Genomic DNA, 19,697 nt, shown 5'->3' on the forward strand with positions numbered 1-19,697 from the left:
TTACTTTGATAATAAAAAATACATGTCAAAAACCATAAAAAAAATAGCTGTAATGACTTCTGGAGGAGATGCTCCAGGGATGAATGCAGCAATCCGATCTGTAGCTAGAACTTGTGCATACTATAACATAGAATGCGCAGGAATATATCGTGGCTATGAAGGAATGATAGAAGGAGACTTCAAAGAATTAACAGCACGAAACGTAAAGGGTATTATTAATAAAGGTGGTACTGTTTTAAAATCGGCAAGGTCAAAAGAGTTTCGTACTAAAGAAGGACGTCAAAAAGCATACAATGCTCTAAAAGAAGCAAACATTGATGCCTTAGTAGTAGTAGGTGGTGATGGTACATTTACAGGAGCCCTAATCTTTAATCAAGAATTTGATTTCCCAGTAATGGGAATACCAGGAACTATAGATAATGATATTTATGGTACATCACATACATTAGGTTATGATACCGCTTTAAATACGGTTGTAGAAGTTATTGATAAGATTAGAGACACAGCAAGTTCTCATAACAGACTATTTTTTGTCGAGGTAATGGGTCGTGACGTTGGGCATATTGCATTAAACGTTGGTGTTGGAGCAGGAGCAGAAGAGATTTTAATCCCTGAAGAGGATTTAGGTTTAGATAGATTGTTAGAGTCTTTAAGACGTAGTAAATTATCTGGTAAATCATCTAGTATTGTAGTCGTAGCTGAAGGTGATAAAATTGGTAAAAATGTTTTTGAACTTAAAGATTACGTTGAAGAAAACATGACAGAATACGAAGTGCGTGTATCTGTATTAGGTCACATGCAACGTGGTGGATCTCCATCATGTTTTGATCGTGTTTTAGCAAGTAGAATGGGTGTTAAGGCAGTAGAAAGTCTTCTAGAAGGTAAATCTAATTATATGGTTGGATTGTTAAGCGATACTATACAATTAACACCTTTAGAACAAGCTGTAAAAGGAAAATCAAAAATTAACGAAGAATTGATACGTGTGTCAGATATCATGACCACATAATATAAACTGATTACAAATAAAAAAAATAATATGTCAACATTAAAATTAGGAATTAACGGATTTGGTAGAATTGGTCGTATCGTATTTAGAGCGACAGTAAAACGTAGTGACGTAGAGGTTGTTGCTATTAACGATTTATTAGATGTAGATCACTTAGCTTACTTATTACAATACGATTCTGTACACGGAAGATTTGATGGTACTATCGAAGTAAAAGACGGAAACCTTGTTGTTGACGGAAAAACGATTCGTATTACAGCAGAAAAAGATCCAAAAAACTTAAAATGGGATCAAGCAGGAGCAGACGTAGTTGCAGAATGTACAGGTATTTTTACAACTTTAGAAACAGCTAACTACCATATTGAAGGTGGTGCTAAAAAAGTAGTAATCTCTGCGCCAAGTAAAGATGCACCAATGTTTGTTATGGGTGTAAATGACGATAAATTAACTGCAGCAGATACAATCGTGTCTAACGCGTCTTGTACAACTAATTGTTTAGCGCCAATCGCTAAAGTAATTGAAGATAACTTTGGAATAGAAGAAGCTTTAATGACTACAATTCACGCAGCAACGTCTACACAATTTACTGTGGATGCGCCTTCACGTAAAAATTACCGTTTAGGTCGTAGTGCATTAAATAATATTATTCCAACATCTACAGGAGCTGCAAAAGCAGTAGGAAAAGTAATTCCAGAATTAGATGGTAAATTAACTGGTATGGCTTTTAGAGTACCAACGGTTGATGTATCTGTAGTAGATTTAACGGTTAGAACTAAAAAAGAGACATCTTTAGAAGACATTAAAGCAGCTATGAAAAAAGCTTCGGAAGGTGCTATGAAAGGTGTTTTAGGTTATACTGAAGATGCAGTAGTATCTCAAGATTTTGTTAGCGAAGTGCAAACAAGTGTTTTTGATGCAGATTCTGCTATCGAGTTAAACTCTAAGTTTTTCAAATTAGTATCATGGTATGATAATGAGTTTGGATATTCTAATAAATTAGTTGACTTAGCTCAAAAAATTAATACACTATAATACGTGTAACATTATGTAATTTAAGCACAGTAAATAGATTTTATTAATCTTTTTACTGTGCTTTTTTTTTATCTTACCATAAAAATTTCAAAATATGATTTTAGTTGTTGATAGTGGCTCTACAAAATGTGATTGGATAGCAGTTGATAAAAACGGTAACCAATTATTAGAAAAAATTCGTACTAAAGGTTTAAATCCTGCAATACTAAGCGAAAAGAAAATAAAAAAAATCTTAAAAAATAGTCCTGCATTAAAGGATAACCAAGAGATTGTAACGCATGTCTTTTTTTATGGAGCTGGTTGTGGTACAGAAAAACCAAGACTAATGTTAAAAGTTATTCTGCAAGAGTTTTTTCCAAATGCAGATGTTTTAGTGGACGAGGATACTATGGCTGCAGTTTATGCAACCATTAATAATCCAACAGAAGCTGCTGTAGTTTGTATTTTAGGGACAGGATCTAATTGTAGTTATTTTGATGGTAATAAAATACACCAACGTGTTAAATCATTAGGTTATAGTATTATGGATGACGCTTCAGGAAACTATTATGGTAAAGAGTTGTTACGCGACTATTATTACAATCATATGCCTGAAGATATCAGAATTGCATTTGCAGATAAGTTTAACCTTGAGGCCGATTATATTAAATACAATTTATACAAACAGCCTAATCCAAATGCCTATTTAGCGCAATTTGCTGAGTTTATGATATTAAACAAAGATTCTAAATATATAGTGGAGTTAATAAAATCAGGAATAAGACGTTTTGCTAAAAATATGATTTTGCAATATAAGGAAGAATTAAAAACGGTTCCTGTACATTTTGCTGGGTCTATAGCGTTTTTCTGTCAAAAAGAAATCAAAGCAGTCGCTGACGAGCTAAATTTTAAAGTTGGAAATTTTGAAAGAAGGCCAATTGAAGGTTTAGTTGCCTTTCATACCAATAATATTAAATAAATGGAGATAGCTATAATTGCACACGATGGTAAAAAAGCTGAAATGGTTCAGTTTTTAAATGAACATAAAAAGATTTTACTTCAAAAAGAAATCTCTTTAATATCTACAGGAACTACTGGTAAAAAAGTTAAAAAAGCAGGTTTTGAAGTGTTAAGGATGTTATCTGGACCAATGGGTGGAGACGCACAAATAGCAGCTAGAGTAGCAGAGGGTAAATGTCATATGGTATTGTTTTTTAGAGATCCTCTAGAAAAACATCCACATGAGCCAGATGTATTAATGTTAATGCGTCTTTGTGATGTGCACGATGTACCTTTAGCTACAAACTTAGCAACTGCAGAGCTTTTAATTAAAGCTATTTAACAGCAATCATACTAATTTCTACATTAACAAACTTAGGTAAGTTAGCAACTTCTACTGTCTCTCTTGCAGGAGCAGTTTCATCTTTAAAATAAGTACCATAAACTTCATTTATTTGTGCAAAGTTATGCATGTCACTTATAAATATTGACGTTTTTATAACGTGCTCAAAAGTCATGTCTGCAGCTTCTAATACTGCTTTCATGTTTTCCATGACTTGTTTTGTTTCTGTTTTAATATCATCCATGACAAGCTCTCCTGTCTCAGGATGTAAAGCTATTTGCCCAGAAGTGTATAAAGTATTGCCACTTAAAACTGCTTGATTGTAAGGTCCAATTGGAGCAGGTGCTTTTGATGTTGTAATTATTTTTTTCATAAAAGTAAAAGTGATGTATTAGCTAAAAGTTAGTTTATAAACCTTCATCAGGTTTACGACGTTGCTCGTATTTTAAATCTTGTAATATACTAGACTTGATTCCTATAAAGAAATTCCAACGGTTATAAGTACCAAAAGGAACCCAAGTAAAATTCATTCGCCAGCTTAAAAGATCTCTTTGAAAACGTAATTGCGTTAAACCAAATCCTTTATTTTTAAAATCATAACTTGATGATCCTCCAATAGACCAACGTGGTGCAATATCTAAATCTCCTGAGAACATTAACGAGTGTGATGATATTTCGTTTTGTCGTGCATTATTGGAGTAGTTTATGGCATAGGCTAATCTAAAATTCCAAGGAATTCCATAGTTGTAAAGCTCACTTGGTTCTTCCTCTTTATCTTCATCTTTATCATCATCTAAAAATCTAGAGTCCGCAAAATCTTGCGAGACACCAAATAAATCATCATCACGACCACCACTTAATAAGCGTTCGTTTCTTGAATTTTCATTTTCATCTCTAGAAGCACTTAATCCTTTACTATCAAAAGAATAACCCATGGTTAGGTTAGCACTTGTCATTCTAAATAAACTTCCGTTATTATCAATGTTGTACGTATTGATTCTAACATTATTATTATCTAAGGCGTAAGGATCTAAAGTGGCACCAAAGTTTATATTCATTTTATTATTAAACAGTTGTGTTCCTCCTGTAACTCTAATCGGACTCCAGTTTAAAGAGTCACCAGCAACGTTGTAAGAGGTTGAAAAGTTTAGGTTGTTAAGTAATATTATCTTTTTTGGTTCGACAACTGTAGAGTCCTTATCGCGCACCTTAGCTTCAAAGTTATTTGAAACTCCAATTCCAATAGAACTAGAGTAGGTGTTGTTAGGTGTTCCAAAAAGATTGTTTTCAAAACGTGTATATTCTGATTGTGTAGTACCATCAGCATCTATAACTTCTACTGTATCGTAATAATTATCAAATGCAGGATTAATGTTATAACTTATAGATGGTCTGATTACGTGTCTTATTGCTTGTAGTTTTTTACCTTCTTTTTTCTTATCAAAGTTAAACATACCATAAATCGTTGTTCCTAAACTCGTAGAAAAATTATAAGTTCTAAAGCTATCAAAGCCATTAATATCTTCTGTTACAATTTCTTCTTCATCTGCATCATAATATTTGTTAACAGTGTTTAATGTCCAAACTTCGTTAAAGTTTGCACTCGCACTCATACTAAAATATTTAAATACTTTAAAGTTAGTTGATAGTGGAATAGTGTGTTGTGCGCCAATTTTAGCGTCATCAAACATTTCACTTTTAAAGAAAAATTCGTCTGTAGTGGTAATTCTATTTTCTGCTCTTAAATTATATTGGACATTTATATTTTCTAACATCCCTTTTTTTGTACCTTCTTTAGGTGCAAACGGGAAAATACGACCAATACTACCTTGAAAAGTTGGTAAGGTCATGTTAATAGCTCCTGTTTGAGTGTTTTGAGAATGCGATGCAGTCAAGTTTATATTAACCTGAGGCTCACCCAGAAATGTTTTGGAATAAGCAATAGAAGACGCTAGCGTATTATTTTGTGTACTAGGTAAGTTGATTTGGTTTATAGATTGTTGGTAATAATTTTGACTACCTAAGTTAACGTTAGCCGAGAATCTAGCGTTTGGATTAGCTTTTGCATCTTGTTGATGTGACCAACGTAAGTTATAAATAGTTGTTTTTGCATAATCCGGAAAACCACGTTCACTGGTAATTAAGTTTTCATATCTAAAGGCTAGATTACCTCTAAATTTATAACGTCTTGCGTATTTGTTTTCTACTCTTAAACCATAACTACCATTGGTATAATAATCACCTAATAAGGCTAAATCAAAATAATCACTAATAGCAAAATAATACCCACCATTTTGTAAAAAGTACCCACGATTACCATCCTCTCCAAAACTAGGAAAAATAACACCTGACGTTTGCTTTTTGGTTAAAGGAAAAAAGGCAAAAGGTAATCCTATAGGTGTTGGTACATCATAAATAAATAAGTTTGTTAGTCCAGTAATAACTTTACTACCTGGCACTAATTTACCTGTTCTAATTAAAAAGTAGTATTCTGGATCTTCTAAATCTTCAGCAGTTGTAAACTTTGCGTTTTTTAAATAATAAACCGAGTCATTTACTTTTTTGGTAGTTTCTGTTATTAATGTACCACCATTTTGTTCGGTAACCGAATTATATATTAACCCTTGTTTAGTAACCGTATTAAATACAATAGAATCTGGTTCTATTACATTTTCGCCTTGTTTAAATACAGGTCGCTGTTTGTAAAGTTTAGTAGAATCGTCAATAATACCTTTGGCATAAATTAAATCTTTATCAAAATCTAAAATAATATGACCAGCAGTCACTTCCATATCTTCATAAAGCACTTCAGCTTCGTTATAAAGATGCATTTTGGATTCCTTTTTCTTATAAGACATGTAATCCGTAGCTTTATAGGAAACAGTACTAGATAGTAAAGGTTTGACTTTTATGGTGTCTACAGTAGTGCTATCACTAGCTTTTTCTGACAGTAAAGGAATATCTTTGTCAGTTTTTGTAGTGTCAATTATTGTATTGACTTGTAATTCGGTTGTTTTTACTGCAGGTAAATCAACGCCCTTTTTAGGGATTTCTCCTTGCGCAAAGCCTAGAGTGTTAATAAACACTGTAAAACTCAAAGTAAAAAGTATGTTAAGACTATGTGTACGCAACGCTTTTAAATGTATTTTTGTAAAAGTATGGCTTGGTATTTGAATTGACAAAACTACATATATTTTTTTGTGAATGTTTTAATATTCGTTAAAATTTATAAATCATACTAAACGCAAAATAAATTGGTTATAACATCTATGCAAACGAACATTTTTAAACTTATAGTATCCTTTATAATAGTATTAACATTTAATAGCTTTCAAACTAGTCTTGCACAAGGTAGTAATGGTAAGTTTATTGTTGTTTTAGATGCTGGACATGGAGGTAAAGATCCAGGAAAACATGCTAAAACAGGTTTGAAAGAAAAAGATATTGCCTTAAATATTGTGTTAAGTGTTGGAAAAATCTTGGAAAAAAATCCTGACATAAAAGTGGTGTATACTAGAAAAACGGATGTTTTTGTAGATTTATTTAAAAGAGGAAAGATAGCTAATGATGCCAATGCAGACCTTTTTGTATCCATACACTGTAATGCTCATAATACGCAAGCTTCAGGATCCGAAACTTATGTTTTAGGAATACATCGTAATAAAACTAATTTTGAAGTTGCTAAAGCAGAAAACGAAGTAGTTTACTTAGAAGAAAATTATAAAGAAAACTATAATGGTTTTGATCCAAACTCACCAGAATCTTTTATTGGGTTATCTTTAATGCAAGAAGAATATTTAGATCAAAGTATAAAATTGGCCTCTTTAATTCAAAGTTCTTTCACTAATAAATTGAAAAGAAAAAACAGAGGAGTAAAGCAAGCTGGATTTATAGTTTTACATCAAACGGTTATGCCAAGTGTATTAGTAGAGACTGGTTTTATTACTAATACAGCGGAAGGTGCTTATTTAAACTCGGCTAAAGGACAAAAAGATTTATCTAAATCTATATCTGATGCAATTTTGGATTATAAAACCGAAATTGATAAAAATGTAGGTAGTATTGTAATGGAAGCACCTATTGTGGACACTATTTCAACAGAAGAAAAAACAATTAAAAATACCGTTTTTAAAATTCAAATAGCAGCAAGCTCAAAATCTTTAGAGCCTAAAGCCTATAATTTTAAAGGATTGCAAGATATTTCTAGAGAAAAATCAGGAGGTCTTTATAAATATTATTACGGTTATACTTCGGACTATAATAAGATTCAAAAACTACAAATAGAAGCTAAAAATAAAGGTTATAAGGACGCTTATATTGTTGCTTTTAAAGATGGTAAACAAATCAAACTTTCAGAAGCATTAAAAACCGAGTCTAATTAGACCCATTCTTTTATAATTATTTTCTAATTTTGTTACCAATCTAAATTTCATATCTTGAAACTATCACTAGAAGTTAAAACAGCCATATTAGTTATTCTTGGAATAATATTTTTCATTTTTGGATTTAGTTATCTAAAAGGGAATAATATATTTGATTCTAACAATACATATTATACAGAGTTTGATTATAACTCATTAGCAGTATCTGCTCCAGTAACTATAAAAGGGAATACGGTAGGTAAGGTTAAAGAAATCAAATATGATTTTGAAACCGGTAAAACAAGAGTCGCTTTCTCGGTAGACAAACAATTACAGTTTTCTAAAAACAGTAAAATTAGCATGTACCAAACAGGTTTAATGGGTGGTAATGCATTAGCAATAAAACCTGCAGAAGACAATCAAATGGCTAAGGATGGCGATTTAATCCAATCAGACGTAGAGGAAGGTTTAGTAACTAGCCTTACCAGTGATTTCTCTCAATTAAGCACTAACCTTGACGGAACGTTAAAAACGGTAGATACATTAATGGGTAATCTTAATGGTTTAATTGCAGACAAATCTGAAAATGGATTACAAAATACGTTAGCCGAATTAAATGCTACCTTAAAATCTTACAAAGGATTAGCGTATTCGATTAACTCTGTAGTTAAAAAAAATGACGAAAACATAACTACAATGGTGGATAACTTTAATCAAACTAGTGGCAATCTAAACCAGATGAGCCAAAAGTTAAACCAAGTAGATATAGCAAAAACGGTTGAAGATTTGCAAGCAACCTTAGCAAGCGTAAATACCATGATGGCAAACGTTAAAAACGGAGAAGGATCACTGGGTAAACTACTTAAAGACGATGGCTTGTATACAAACCTAGAAGGTGCAGCATTACAAATGGAGCAACTTTTAGAGGACATGAAACTAAACCCTAAACGTTACGTACACTTTTCATTATTTGGTAAAAAGCCAAAACAATACGATGCAGAAGGAAACGATCTTAAAGATTAACACAAAATAAAACTAACTAAACTAACCCTATGGAATACATACCTAACATAATTTTTGCAATAATACTTTTTGCAGGTATTGGCTACTTTGCAAACAATGTAAAAAAATTAGTCAGAAACATAAAACTAGGTAAAGACGTTGACGTATCAGACAATAAACCACAACGTTGGAAAAACATGGCATACATTGCTTTAGGACAAAGCAAAATGGTTAAACGTCCTATTTCTGGATTTTTACATGTTATTGTTTACGTAGGATTTGTAATAATAAACATCGAAGTTTTAGAAATTATAATCGATGGTTTATTTGGTACACACAGGATTGGTCATAGCTTACTTCCAGAAGCACTTTACGGTTTTTTAATAGGAAGTTTTGAGATATTGGCAGTACTAGTATTAGTAGCAGTTGTTATCTTTTGGACGCGACGTAACGTTATTAAACTAAAACGTTTCATGAAGTCAGAGATGAAGGGTTGGCCTAAATCTGATGGTAATATTATATTGTATTTTGAAGTCGTATTAATGTGTCTATTTTTAGTGATGAATGCAACAGACACAGTCTTTCAAGACTATAATTCTGGTAACGTAATCAGTCAATTTATAGCACCATTATTTAGTGGATTATCAGAAGCAGCATTACATACTTTAGAGCGTGCAGCATGGTGGATTCACATAGTAGGTATTTTAGTATTTTTAAACTACCTATATTTTTCTAAGCATTTACATATCCTTTTGGCATTTCCAAATACATATTACGGTAAGCTTACACCAAAAGGACAATTTAAAAACAATGCAACAGTAACTAAAGAGGTTAAGTTAATGATGGATCCAAACGTAGATCCATTTGCAGCACCTGCAGAAGGTACAGAAGCAGCAATGCCAGAAAAATTTGGAGCAAGTGACGTACAAGATTTATCATGGGTAAACCTTTTAAATGCCTACACGTGTACAGAATGTGGACGTTGTACAAGTGAGTGTCCAGCAAACCTAACAGGTAAAAAGCTATCACCACGTAAAATAATGATGGATACCAGAGACCGTCTGGAAGAAGTAGGTAAAAATATAGATGCCAATAAAGGGACGTTTGTAGACGACGGTAAACAATTATTAGGCGACTATATTACAACCGAAGAGCTTTGGGCTTGTACAAGTTGTAACGCCTGTGTAGAGGCTTGTCCAGTTAGTATTGATCCATTAAACATTATCATGGAAATGCGTCAATACTTAGTAATGGAGCAAAGTGCTGCACCAACCGAGTTAAATAACATGATGACCAATATAGAAAACAATGGTGCACCTTGGCCTTACAACCAAATGGACCGTTTAAACTGGAAAGACGAGTAGTATAATTTGGGCGTTACCACAAGGGTCGCGCTATCCATTATATCTTTTTTTGCCATATATGGCAGCAAAAAAAGGATGTCATTACTATCGCTAACGCAAACCACAACATGAGTTTTATATTAAAAATACCATCAAAAACAAGACTAATAGTTGGCATTATAGCTACAACTTTAGCTGTGTTATCATTCTTAATTTTAGATAAATATAAGGTTGGTTTTTTAGGTGGATTAATATCAGGAATGCTTTTAGGGATGGGTATTGGTTTAATAGTAACATATAAAAAAACACAACGTATATAATTGAAGTATAGAATTTTAATATTACTAATCAGTAGCTTTAGTTTAACACAACTAAACGCACAAGATTATAAAAAAGATTCACTTCAATTTAAAATTATAACACAAATAAAATACAAGTCTGGAGCAGTACAAGACATAAAACTTAAAAAAGTATTATGCGACTATTGTACAGACAAACAAACAAAACAATTAGGGTTGCAAGCACTAAAGTTAGCAAGCTTAGAGCAAAACGATCCAAAAAATAAAAAGGAAAACGGAATTAAGATTTTATCCATTTACATAAGATTAGCTAAAACCGATTTTTCAGCAATTAAATAAAACAGATTATGAGCGAACAACTTATAGTGCCAACTATGGCAGAAATGATGAGCCAAGGTAAAACTCCAGATATTTTATTCTGGGTTGGATCAGCAGGAAGTTATGACGACAGAGCTAAAAAAATCACCAAAGCTTTTGTAAAAATATTAAACAAAGCAAAAGTAAATTTTGCAGTATTAGGTACAGAAGAGAGCTCAACAGGTGATATCGCAAAACGTGCAGGAAACGAGTTTTTGTTTCAAATGCAAGCCATGATGAATATTGAGCTGCTTAACTCATATAACGTAAAACGTATTGTAACCTGCGATCCGCATTCATTTAATTGTTTAAAAAACGAATATCCAGAATTAGGAGGTAATTACGAGGTGTTACACCACACACAATTTATCAAACAATTAATAGACAATAAAGTTATTCAAATAGAGAATAGCAACTTTAATGGTAAACGTATCACGTTTCATGATCCATGTTATTTAGGTCGTGCAAATTCAGAATATTTAGCACCAAGAGACGTGTTATCTGTATTAAACGCAAATTTAATCGAGATGAAACGAAACAAATCTACAGCATTATGTTGTGGTGCAGGAGGTGCGCAGATGTTTAAAGAGCCAGAAAAAGGAGATAAAGATATTAATGAGTTAAGAACAGAAGATGCTTTAGAGACTAATCCAGATATAATCGCTACGGGTTGTCCTTACTGTATGACCATGATGTCTGATGGTGTAAAAGTTAAAGAAAAAGAAAACACAATTAAGGTTATGGATATTGCCGAGCTAATTGCTAACGCACAGGACCTATAATGGATATCAAAAAAATTATACTTACAGGTTTAATCTCAGGAATTGTGTTTGCTTTATTAATGGCTGGATGGGATTATTATAAAGAGGTGCCTTTTTCGGTTTTAAAATTTGTAATTCATTTTGTGTTATTTGCATTGTTTAATGGCTACATGTCCTACAGAACAGAAAAAAAGAAATTAAATAATAAGTAGCATTTAGTCGCTTTTTAATAGCAGTTTAATAATGACCAACGAGATATTTCTTCTAAACATATCAGGACCAGATAAACCAGGTTTAACCTCCAGTTTAACTAATGTTTTATCGCAATATGGTGCTAAAATTTTAGATATAGGTCAGGCTAATATACACGATACGTTGTCATTGGGTTTTATGTTTGAGATAGAATCTGGTAACAACTCAGCAGCAGTTTTAAAAGATCTATTATTTAAAGCTTATGAGTTAGGTGTCAAAGCTAAATTCACACCAATATCTTTAGAGGATTACGAAAAATGGGTAGGTCTACAAGGTAAGGATAGATATATTATTACCATTTTAGGAGAAAAACTAACAGCAGAACAAATATCTGAGGTAACTAAAGTGATTTCAGAAAAAAACCTAAATATTGATGCTATTAAGCGATTAACTGGACGTACTTCATTAATTAAAGAAGAAGAATACCCAAGAGCATCCATACAACTATCCATTAGAGGTAAAATTGAAAACAAAGCAGAGTTTACAGAAAAATTTATGCAAATTTCTCATGATTTGGATGTAGATATAGCGTTTCAAGAAGATAACATTTATAGACGTAACAGACGTTTGGTGTGTTTTGATATGGACTCAACATTAATACAAACCGAAGTTATTGATGAGCTAGCAGAGCTAGCAGGAGTAGGAGCAGAAGTAAAGGCAATTACAGAGTCTGCTATGCAAGGCGAAATTGATTTCAACGAAAGTTTTAAACAACGCATGCAATTATTAAAAGGGTTAAGTGAAGACGTATTACATGACGTAGCAATCAACTTGCCAATTACTAAAGGTGCAAGACGTTTAATAGATACTTTAAAAAAATACGGTTTTAAAACAGCAATTTTGTCTGGTGGTTTTACTTACTTTGGACACTATTTGCAAAAAGAATTAGGTATTGATTATGTATACGCTAATCAATTAGAAATAAAAGATGGTTTACTTACTGGTGGCTATCTTGGAGAGATTGTAGATGGTAATAAAAAAGCCGAATATTTACAAGATATAGCTAATAAAGAAGGCATCGATATTAGTCAAACCATTGCAGTTGGAGATGGAGCCAATGACTTACCAATGCTCAACCTAGCAGGATTAGGTATTGCATTTCATGCCAAACCAAAAGTAAAAAATAATGCCCAAAGTGCTATTTCTAGTATAGGATTAGATGGTGTATTATATTTATTAGGATACCACGACAGACATATAGATTTAATAGAATAACGATAAAAAACATGTTAGTAGATTTTAACACATTACCAGAAACATCAAGAGTATGGATTTATCAGTCTAATCGCTCATTTTCGGATACCGAATTAGAAGAGATTAAAGCTAAGTTAGATATTTTTATCGAAAGTTGGACTGCTCATGGTAGCGACTTAAAAGCTGGCTATGATATTAGATATAAGCGTTTTATAATTTTAGCTTTAGACCAAGAGATAAATAAAGCAACAGGATGTAGTATTGATGCTTCTGTCACATTTATTCAACAACTAGAGAAACTGTATAATGTAGACTTGTTAGACAAAATGAATGTGTCTTATAAGCAAGGCGAATTTGTAGCACATAAGACCTTAACCGATTTTAGAAAAATGGCTAAACAAAAAGCGGTTTCAAAAAACACAATTGTATTTAATAACTTAGTTACTAACATTGAAGAGTTAAACGAAAGTTGGGAAGTACCAGCTAGCGAAAGTTGGCACAACAGATTTTTAAATTAATCATTACTTTTATTTCTTAAGGTATCTTATTTTTATAACTATTTTACTTACTTAAATTTGTTAATTATAGTTTAATTATTAGTTAATTAGTATTTAAATCTTTTTTTTAAAATTAAGGTTAAAGTAACATATGTTACACAATTAGCAATTAATTATCACGTTATTTATAGGTAAATTTATATTAACTAGTTATGTCTAAAATCAAAGTTATTTTATTTGTTACCCTATTATTCTCAATACAATCTTTTGCTCAAGATTGGCATACTGATATAGATAAGGCAAAAAGTTTGGCTAATAAAAATAATCAAAATATAATATTAGTTTTTCAAGGTTCTGATTGGTGTGCGCCTTGTATTAAATTGGATAAGGAAATTTGGAGTACTTTACAGTTTCAAAATTTAGCTAAAAATCACTTTGTAATGCTCAAGGCAGATTTTCCTAAAAGAAAACAAAATAAATTACCTCTAGATTTACAAGCACATAATAATAAGCTTGCAGAAAAATACAACCCAAACGGTTATTTCCCTTTCATACTTGTATTAAACGCTAAAGGCAATGTGTTAGGTAGTTTAGGTTATGAAAAATCAACTCCTGAAGACTTTTACAAAAAACTAATAGCTTTTGAAAACTAATATTTTAATAGTCGTATTATTATTTTGTGTTTTGGGTTTTAGCCAAGACACTTATAATAAGAAACTTAAATTAATGGGAAGTAGTTTTGGTATTACAGTAGTAGCAGACTCCCAAAAGCAAGCAGACACTTTTATTAATATAGCAATTTCTGAAATTTCTAGAATAGAAAAATTAATATCGTCTTGGGACCCAAATTCACAAACGTCTTTAATTAATAAAAATTCAGGAATCAAAGCAGTAAAAGTTGATTTGGAGTTATTTAATTTAATAAATAGAGCTTTAAAAATCTCTAAATTAACCAATGGTGCTTTTGACATTAGTTACGCATCTATGGACCAAATATGGAAGTTTGATGGTACAATGACTGAAATGCCATCCAAAGAAGCTATCAAAAAATCAGTGGATAAGGTTGGTTATCAAAATATAATATTAGATAAAGATCAACAAACAGTTTTTTTAAAATTAGAAGGCATGAAAATTGGTTTTGGAGCTATAGGTAAAGGTTATGCTGCAGACAAAGCAAAAGCATTGCTAATATCAAAAGGTGTAATCTCTGGAATTATTAATGCTTCTGGTGATTTAAATACTTGGGGAAAACAACCTAATGGAGATGATTGGAAAGTTGCCATAATAAATCCACTAAATAAAGAAAAAATTTTCTCGTGGTTACCAGTTAATAATAGCGCAGTTGTCACTTCTGGTAATTATGAAAAATATGTAAAATTTAATAACATCTTATACACGCACATTATAGATCCAAGAACAGGGTATCCTGCAACAGGCATTTTAAGTGTTACTATTTTTACTAAAACAGCAGAATTGGCAGATGCATTAGCGACTTCAATATTTGTTATGGGAAAAGACACAGGTTTAGATTTTGTAAATCAATTAAAAGGAGTAGAGTGCATTATTATTGATGAAAACAATACCATTATTACCTCTAAAAACATAGAATTAAATAACTTGAAACATGATTAAAAAAGCAATTATTTTAGTTACTCTTATTTTTTCGTTTAGCTCGTGTGTAGTAGTAAAAGAATATGAGAAAGTAAATTTAAGTGATCCAGATATGTCATTAACACAAAAAAAAATTGATCGTTTTGAAACAGCCTTTCAAGTCTATCGTGAAGGTGCTTCAGGTGCTAATGGAGGTAAGTCAGGTGGTGGATGTGGTTGTAATTAATAAGCAAAAAATGAAAAATAATATAATAATTATAATGTTTTTGTGCTTTGGAAGTGCATGGTCTCAACAAGATTCTACATTAGTTTACAAAAAACGTGTTTTAGAAACAACTGAGGTTGATTTTTTATCAAGTTATTACAGTCAAGACGGTAATAATGCCTCAGTTACAGGAGGTATAGGTACTGAAGAATTGACAGATGCAACAGCAACCATAGTTGTTAGTATGCCTCTAAATGAAGATGACGTTTTAACTATAGATGCAGGAATTTCAGCATATACTTCAGCATCGTCAAGTAATACAGATCCCTTTGACGATTCAGATGGTGCAACACCTTGGTCAACTTCGTCAGGTGCTTCAGCTAGTGATGTTTGGGCAAATATTAATGCAGATTACTCTCATAGTTCTGACGATAGAAATACTATTTGGAATGCCGATCTATCTTTGGCTTCTGAGTATGATTACTTTTCATTAGGTTTTGGTGGTGGATTGACTAAACTTTTTAATGAAAAAAATACAACAATAGGTGTAAGTGCTAAAGTGTATTTAGATACATGGAATCCTGTTTACCCAATAGAGTTAAGATCTTTTGAAGATAATAATAGAAATCTAACACAGGGTTTATTTAGTAATTTAAATATAATTGATCAAAACGGAAACACATCATTAGCGTATAATCCAGTTAATTATAAATCCATTCAGGATAAGGGTAGAAACACCTATTCTTTATCATTAAGTTTTTCTCAAATCCTTAGTAAAAACGCACAATTTTCTGTCTTTTTGGATCTTGTTAATCAACAAGGCTGGTTAGCAAATCCACTACAACGTGTATATTTTTCAGATGTAGACAATTATTACGTAGGTAATGCAGCTAGTATTCCTAATTACACATCATCAGGTAATACTGATGTATTTCAATTAGCAGATGATATAGAGCGGTTACCAGACAGTAGAATAAAAATTCCTGTAGGATTTCGCTTTAATTATTATTTAAATGAAGTTTTTACCGTTAGAACTTATTATAGATATTATTTTGATGATTGGGGAATTAAATCAAATACAGCTAGTATAGAAGTCCCAATAAAGATTTCGCAAAAATTTACATTATATCCATCGTTTAGATATTATGATCAAACCGAAGCAGACTACTTTGCACCTTATGAGCAAAACCTATCTACAGAACAGTTTTACACATCAGATTATGATTTATCTAAATTTAATGCCAACCAGTATGGTTTTGGTATAAGTTATACAGATATTTTTAGTTCTGCACATATCTGGGAATTCGGATTAAAAAGTATAGATTTTAAGTACAATAATTATCAACGTAATACAGGACTAAGTGCTAATTATTTTGGATTAGGTTTTAAATTTGTTATGGATTAACGGTTTATAATTAGGTAATAAATCTATCTTAAAGTCCTTTAATAATAGGGATAAATATACTAATTTGGCATAGTTTTTAGTTGTACATTAAAGTGTAACTATAATAGTCAATTTTAGTATATGCAATATTTAAAATCCCTCGTCTTATTTTTATGTTTTACTTGTGTCATGGTTGCACAGGATACGCCTAACCCTTTATTAGATAAAAACCCTGTAGCCCAACAACAATGGGTGGATAGTCTGTATAATAGTATGTCTTTAGAAGAAAAAATTGGACAACTATATATGGTTCAGGTGTTTTCAAGTCAATCACCACAAGAAAAAATTAATATTGTAAATCTAATTAGAGACAACAAAATTGGAGGATTAATTTACTCAAAAGGTGGTCCTGTTAGACAAGCAAAACTAAATAATGAGTTGCAAGCTGCTGCTAAAGTACCATTGTTAATTGGTATGGATGCAGAATGGGGTTTGAGCATGCGTTTAGATTCTACTTACGCATTTCCTTGGAATATGACGCTTGGTGCTGTTAAAAACAATCAGTTAATAGAGCAAACTGGACGTCAGTTAGGTGAACATTGTAAGCGAATTGGTGTACATTTTAATTTTGCTCCTGTTGTAGATATTAACACTAATCCAAATAATCCTATTATTGGTAACAGATCTTTTGGAGAAGATAGAGATAACGTTACAGATAAGGCATTAGCCTTTATGAAAGGGATGCAGAGTACTGGTGTTTTAGCAAACGCAAAACATTTTCCTGGTCATGGAGATACGGAAGCAGATTCGCATAAAACACTACCAACAGTTAGTTTTGACGAAAAACGTATTGATTCGGTTGAGTTATATCCTTATAAAAAGTTAATAAAGGAGGGTTTGTCTAGTGTTATGGTAGCTCACCTTAATATACCAAGTCTAGAACCTAGAGATGGATACCCTTCAACGTTATCAGAAAACATAGTGACGTCTATTTTAAAAGAGCGTTTAGGTTTTAAAGGCTTAATTTTTACAGATGCATTAACCATGAAAGGAGCTTCTAATTTTAGTGCTCCTGGAGATATCGATTTAGCAGCTTTTAAAGCTGGTAATGACGTTATGCTTATGTCTGGAGATGTTCCTACTGCTATAAATAAATTTATTGAGGCTTATAATGCAAATGAAATTACAGAAGCGCGATTAGCACATTCTGTTAAAAAGATTTTAATGGCTAAATACAAAGTAGGGTTAAATGACTACAAGCCAATTGGAACGTATAACTTAGTTTCTGATTTAAACAGAATTAAAGATGATGCGTTGTATGAAATACTAATGGAAAATGCAATTACCATAGCAAGAGATACAACTAATCAGTTACCTTTTAGAAATCTTGAAACTAAAAAAATCGCTTATGTTAGCTTAGGAGATGATTCCGGAAGTACGTTTTATCAAGAGTTAAAAAAATACACTAAAGTTCATGAAATTGCTGCGGATAATTTAGATGAGCTTATTACAAAGCTTCAATCTTATAATACCGTTATCGTTGGTTTTCATAAGTCCAATGACAGTCCATGGAAAGATTATAAATTTACAAATAAAGAGCTAGTTTGGTTGCAAGAAATAGCTAGAACTAATAATGTTATTCTAGATATATTTGCTAAGCCATACGCCTTATTAGATTTAAGTACAGTAACAAATATAGAAAGCGTTATTGTGAGTTATCAAAATAGTAAAATAGCTCAAGAAAAATCGGCTCAATTAATATTTGGAGCTATTCCTGCAAAAGGAAACTTACCAGTTTCTGCGGGTGAGTTTTTTAACGTTGGTGATGGTAAGCAAGCCAATTCTTTAGAGCGTTTGGGGTATTCAATACCAGAGCGAGTTGGCATGTCTAGTTATGCACTTAAAAAAATTGACTCGATTGCCAACTATGCAGTCAATGGTAAAATGACACCAGGAATACAATTAGTTATTGCTAGAAAAGGTAAAGTGATTTATAATAAAACCTTTGGTAAACATACTTATGAAGGTTCGACTAAAGTAGAATCTGATGATATTTATGACATTGCGTCTTTAACTAAAATTGTAGCTACATTACCATTATTAATGGAGTTAGAAGAGCAAGGTATTGTGTCTTTAGATACTAAACTTTCAGAGATTATACCGTCTTATAAAAATTCAAATAAAAAAAATGTGACTTTAAAAAAGATGTTGTCACATTACGCCCAATTAAAACCATGGATTCCTTTTTATTATAAAACTTTAGATCCAGAAACTAGCAAACCTTCGGCTAAATATTATAGAAAAACTAGAAGTAAGGGATTTACAGTAAAGGTTGCTCCAGAACTTTACATGAGAGATGACTATAAAGATTCCATTAATACTATTATTAAAGATACAGAGCTATTATCACGATTAAAATATCGCTATAGTGATTTGCCTTATTATATTTTAAAGCAATATATAGAATCTCATTATAGTAAACGTTTAGATGAGTTAACTACAGATCATTTTTATAAATCATTAGGTGCTAATAATACAATGTATAATCCTTACGATAAAATTAGTGACACTAAAATTGTACCTTCAGAGAATGATGATTATTACCGTTACCAAACTGTACAAGGTTACGTGCACGATATGGGAGCTGCAATGCAAGATGGTGTTGGTGGTCATGCAGGCGTATTTAGTAATGCTAATGATATTGCTAAGATTATGCAGTTGTATTTACAAAAAGGATTTTATGGTGGTAAACGTTATTTTAAAAATGAAACCTTAGATAAGTTTAATACCTGTTATTATTGCGAAAGTAACAATAGAAGAGGTATTGGATTTGATAAGCCACAATTAGGAGACGCTGGACCAACTTGCGGTTGTGTAAGTATGACTAGCTTTGGTCATTCAGGATTTACAGGGACTTATGCTTGGGCAGATCCGGAACAAGAAATTGTGTATGTATTTATGGCTAATAGGACCTATCCAACGTCTAAAGGACCAAATACATTATTAAGAGAAGATATTAGAACCAATATTCAGGCAGCAATTTACGAAGCTATTATAGATTAAATTGTA

Annotated in this window: 20 protein-coding genes; 18 read left to right on the forward strand and 2 right to left on the reverse strand. The window is 31.9% G+C overall.

Annotation, left to right across the window (positions count from 1 at the left end):
* Window positions 1-22 precede the first annotated feature (22 nt).
* From pfkA to JM82_RS04885, 4 genes are all read left to right on the forward strand, one after another.
* Window positions 23-1,009 (forward strand): 6-phosphofructokinase, encoded by a 987-nt coding sequence (gene pfkA, locus JM82_RS04870; protein ID WP_145001615.1) that lies wholly within the window; start codon window positions 23-25, stop codon window positions 1,007-1,009.
* 30 nt (window positions 1,010-1,039) lie between these two features.
* On the forward strand, window positions 1,040-2,041 hold the full coding sequence (gene gap, locus JM82_RS04875) for a type I glyceraldehyde-3-phosphate dehydrogenase (protein ID WP_145001616.1): 1,002 nt from the start codon (window positions 1,040-1,042) through the stop codon (window positions 2,039-2,041).
* A 94-nt stretch (window positions 2,042-2,135) separates the two neighbouring features.
* Window positions 2,136-2,999, forward strand: a complete 864-nt coding sequence (locus JM82_RS04880; RefSeq protein ID WP_145001617.1) for an N-acetylglucosamine kinase — start codon at window positions 2,136-2,138, stop codon at window positions 2,997-2,999.
* Window positions 3,000-3,362 carry a methylglyoxal synthase gene (locus JM82_RS04885; protein ID WP_145001618.1) on the forward strand — a complete coding sequence of 121 codons (363 nt, stop codon included), beginning with the start codon at window positions 3,000-3,002 and terminating at the stop codon, window positions 3,360-3,362. It begins immediately after the preceding gene.
* On the opposite strand, the gene JM82_RS04890 is transcribed toward JM82_RS04885, so the two are convergent.
* Both JM82_RS04890 and JM82_RS04895 read right to left on the reverse strand, forming a co-directional pair.
* Entirely contained in the window at window positions 3,355-3,735 is a 381-nt protein-coding gene (locus JM82_RS04890) for a RidA family protein (RefSeq protein WP_145001619.1), read from the reverse strand. The two genes, JM82_RS04885 and JM82_RS04890, sit on opposite strands and share 8 nt — an antisense overlap.
* A gap of 34 nt (window positions 3,736-3,769) precedes the next feature.
* Window positions 3,770-6,544: a putative LPS assembly protein LptD gene (locus JM82_RS04895; RefSeq protein ID WP_145001620.1), complete on the reverse strand. Its 2,775-nt coding sequence runs from the start codon at window positions 6,542-6,544 to the stop codon at window positions 3,770-3,772.
* An 87-nt stretch (window positions 6,545-6,631) separates the two neighbouring features.
* Here JM82_RS04895 and JM82_RS04900 point away from each other — a divergent pair, with 87 nt between their 5' ends.
* The 14 genes from JM82_RS04900 to JM82_RS04965 all read left to right on the forward strand — a co-directional run bounded on the left by JM82_RS04900 (window position 6,632) and on the right by JM82_RS04965 (window position 19,691).
* Window positions 6,632-7,744 carry an N-acetylmuramoyl-L-alanine amidase gene (locus JM82_RS04900; RefSeq protein ID WP_145001621.1) on the forward strand — a complete coding sequence of 371 codons (1,113 nt, stop codon included), beginning with the start codon at window positions 6,632-6,634 and terminating at the stop codon, window positions 7,742-7,744.
* A gap of 54 nt (window positions 7,745-7,798) precedes the next feature.
* Window positions 7,799-8,746 carry an MlaD family protein gene (locus tag JM82_RS04905; RefSeq protein ID WP_145001622.1) on the forward strand — a complete coding sequence of 316 codons (948 nt, stop codon included), beginning with the start codon at window positions 7,799-7,801 and terminating at the stop codon, window positions 8,744-8,746.
* Window positions 8,747-8,775: 29 nt separating this feature from the next.
* Window positions 8,776-10,089: a (Fe-S)-binding protein gene (locus JM82_RS04910; protein ID WP_145001623.1), complete on the forward strand. Its 1,314-nt coding sequence runs from the start codon at window positions 8,776-8,778 to the stop codon at window positions 10,087-10,089.
* Between the two features lie 107 nt (window positions 10,090-10,196).
* The gene (locus JM82_RS04915; RefSeq protein ID WP_145001624.1) at window positions 10,197-10,388 is read left to right on the forward strand and encodes a hypothetical protein; all 192 of its coding nucleotides are present in this window, start codon (window positions 10,197-10,199) and stop codon (window positions 10,386-10,388) included.
* The gene (locus JM82_RS04920) at window positions 10,389-10,706 is read left to right on the forward strand and encodes a hypothetical protein (RefSeq protein WP_261375312.1); all 318 of its coding nucleotides are present in this window, start codon (window positions 10,389-10,391) and stop codon (window positions 10,704-10,706) included. It begins immediately after the preceding gene.
* 8 nt (window positions 10,707-10,714) lie between these two features.
* Window positions 10,715-11,506: a (Fe-S)-binding protein gene (locus JM82_RS04925; protein ID WP_145001625.1), complete on the forward strand. Its 792-nt coding sequence runs from the start codon at window positions 10,715-10,717 to the stop codon at window positions 11,504-11,506.
* Window positions 11,506-11,697 carry a hypothetical protein gene (locus JM82_RS04930; protein WP_145001626.1) on the forward strand — a complete coding sequence of 64 codons (192 nt, stop codon included), beginning with the start codon at window positions 11,506-11,508 and terminating at the stop codon, window positions 11,695-11,697. Before JM82_RS04925 ends, JM82_RS04930 begins: the two co-directional genes overlap by 1 nt.
* Before the next feature lie 31 nt (window positions 11,698-11,728).
* The gene (serB, locus tag JM82_RS04935; protein WP_145001627.1) at window positions 11,729-12,952 is read left to right on the forward strand and encodes a phosphoserine phosphatase SerB; all 1,224 of its coding nucleotides are present in this window, start codon (window positions 11,729-11,731) and stop codon (window positions 12,950-12,952) included.
* Between the two features lie 11 nt (window positions 12,953-12,963).
* The gene (locus JM82_RS04940; protein WP_145001628.1) at window positions 12,964-13,449 is read left to right on the forward strand and encodes an ABC transporter ATPase; all 486 of its coding nucleotides are present in this window, start codon (window positions 12,964-12,966) and stop codon (window positions 13,447-13,449) included.
* Between the two features lie 191 nt (window positions 13,450-13,640).
* Window positions 13,641-14,081 (forward strand): thioredoxin family protein, encoded by a 441-nt coding sequence (locus JM82_RS04945; protein WP_099569287.1) that lies wholly within the window; start codon window positions 13,641-13,643, stop codon window positions 14,079-14,081.
* Complete coding sequence (locus tag JM82_RS04950; protein ID WP_261375313.1) at window positions 14,071-15,060, forward strand: FAD:protein FMN transferase; 990 nt, start codon at window positions 14,071-14,073, stop codon at window positions 15,058-15,060. Before JM82_RS04945 ends, JM82_RS04950 begins: the two co-directional genes overlap by 11 nt.
* Entirely contained in the window at window positions 15,053-15,265 is a 213-nt protein-coding gene (locus JM82_RS04955; RefSeq protein ID WP_028282218.1) for a DUF4266 domain-containing protein, read from the forward strand. Before JM82_RS04950 ends, JM82_RS04955 begins: the two co-directional genes overlap by 8 nt.
* 10 nt (window positions 15,266-15,275) lie before the next feature.
* The gene (locus JM82_RS04960; RefSeq protein ID WP_145001629.1) at window positions 15,276-16,649 is read left to right on the forward strand and encodes a DUF3570 domain-containing protein; all 1,374 of its coding nucleotides are present in this window, start codon (window positions 15,276-15,278) and stop codon (window positions 16,647-16,649) included.
* A 120-nt stretch (window positions 16,650-16,769) separates the two neighbouring features.
* Window positions 16,770-19,691 (forward strand): glycoside hydrolase family 3 N-terminal domain-containing protein, encoded by a 2,922-nt coding sequence (locus JM82_RS04965; protein WP_145001630.1) that lies wholly within the window; start codon window positions 16,770-16,772, stop codon window positions 19,689-19,691.
* Window positions 19,692-19,697: the final 6 nt, after the last annotated feature.

It is taken from the genome of Olleya sp. Hel_I_94, assembly GCF_007827365.1.
GTDB lineage: Bacteria > Bacteroidota > Bacteroidia > Flavobacteriales > Flavobacteriaceae > Olleya.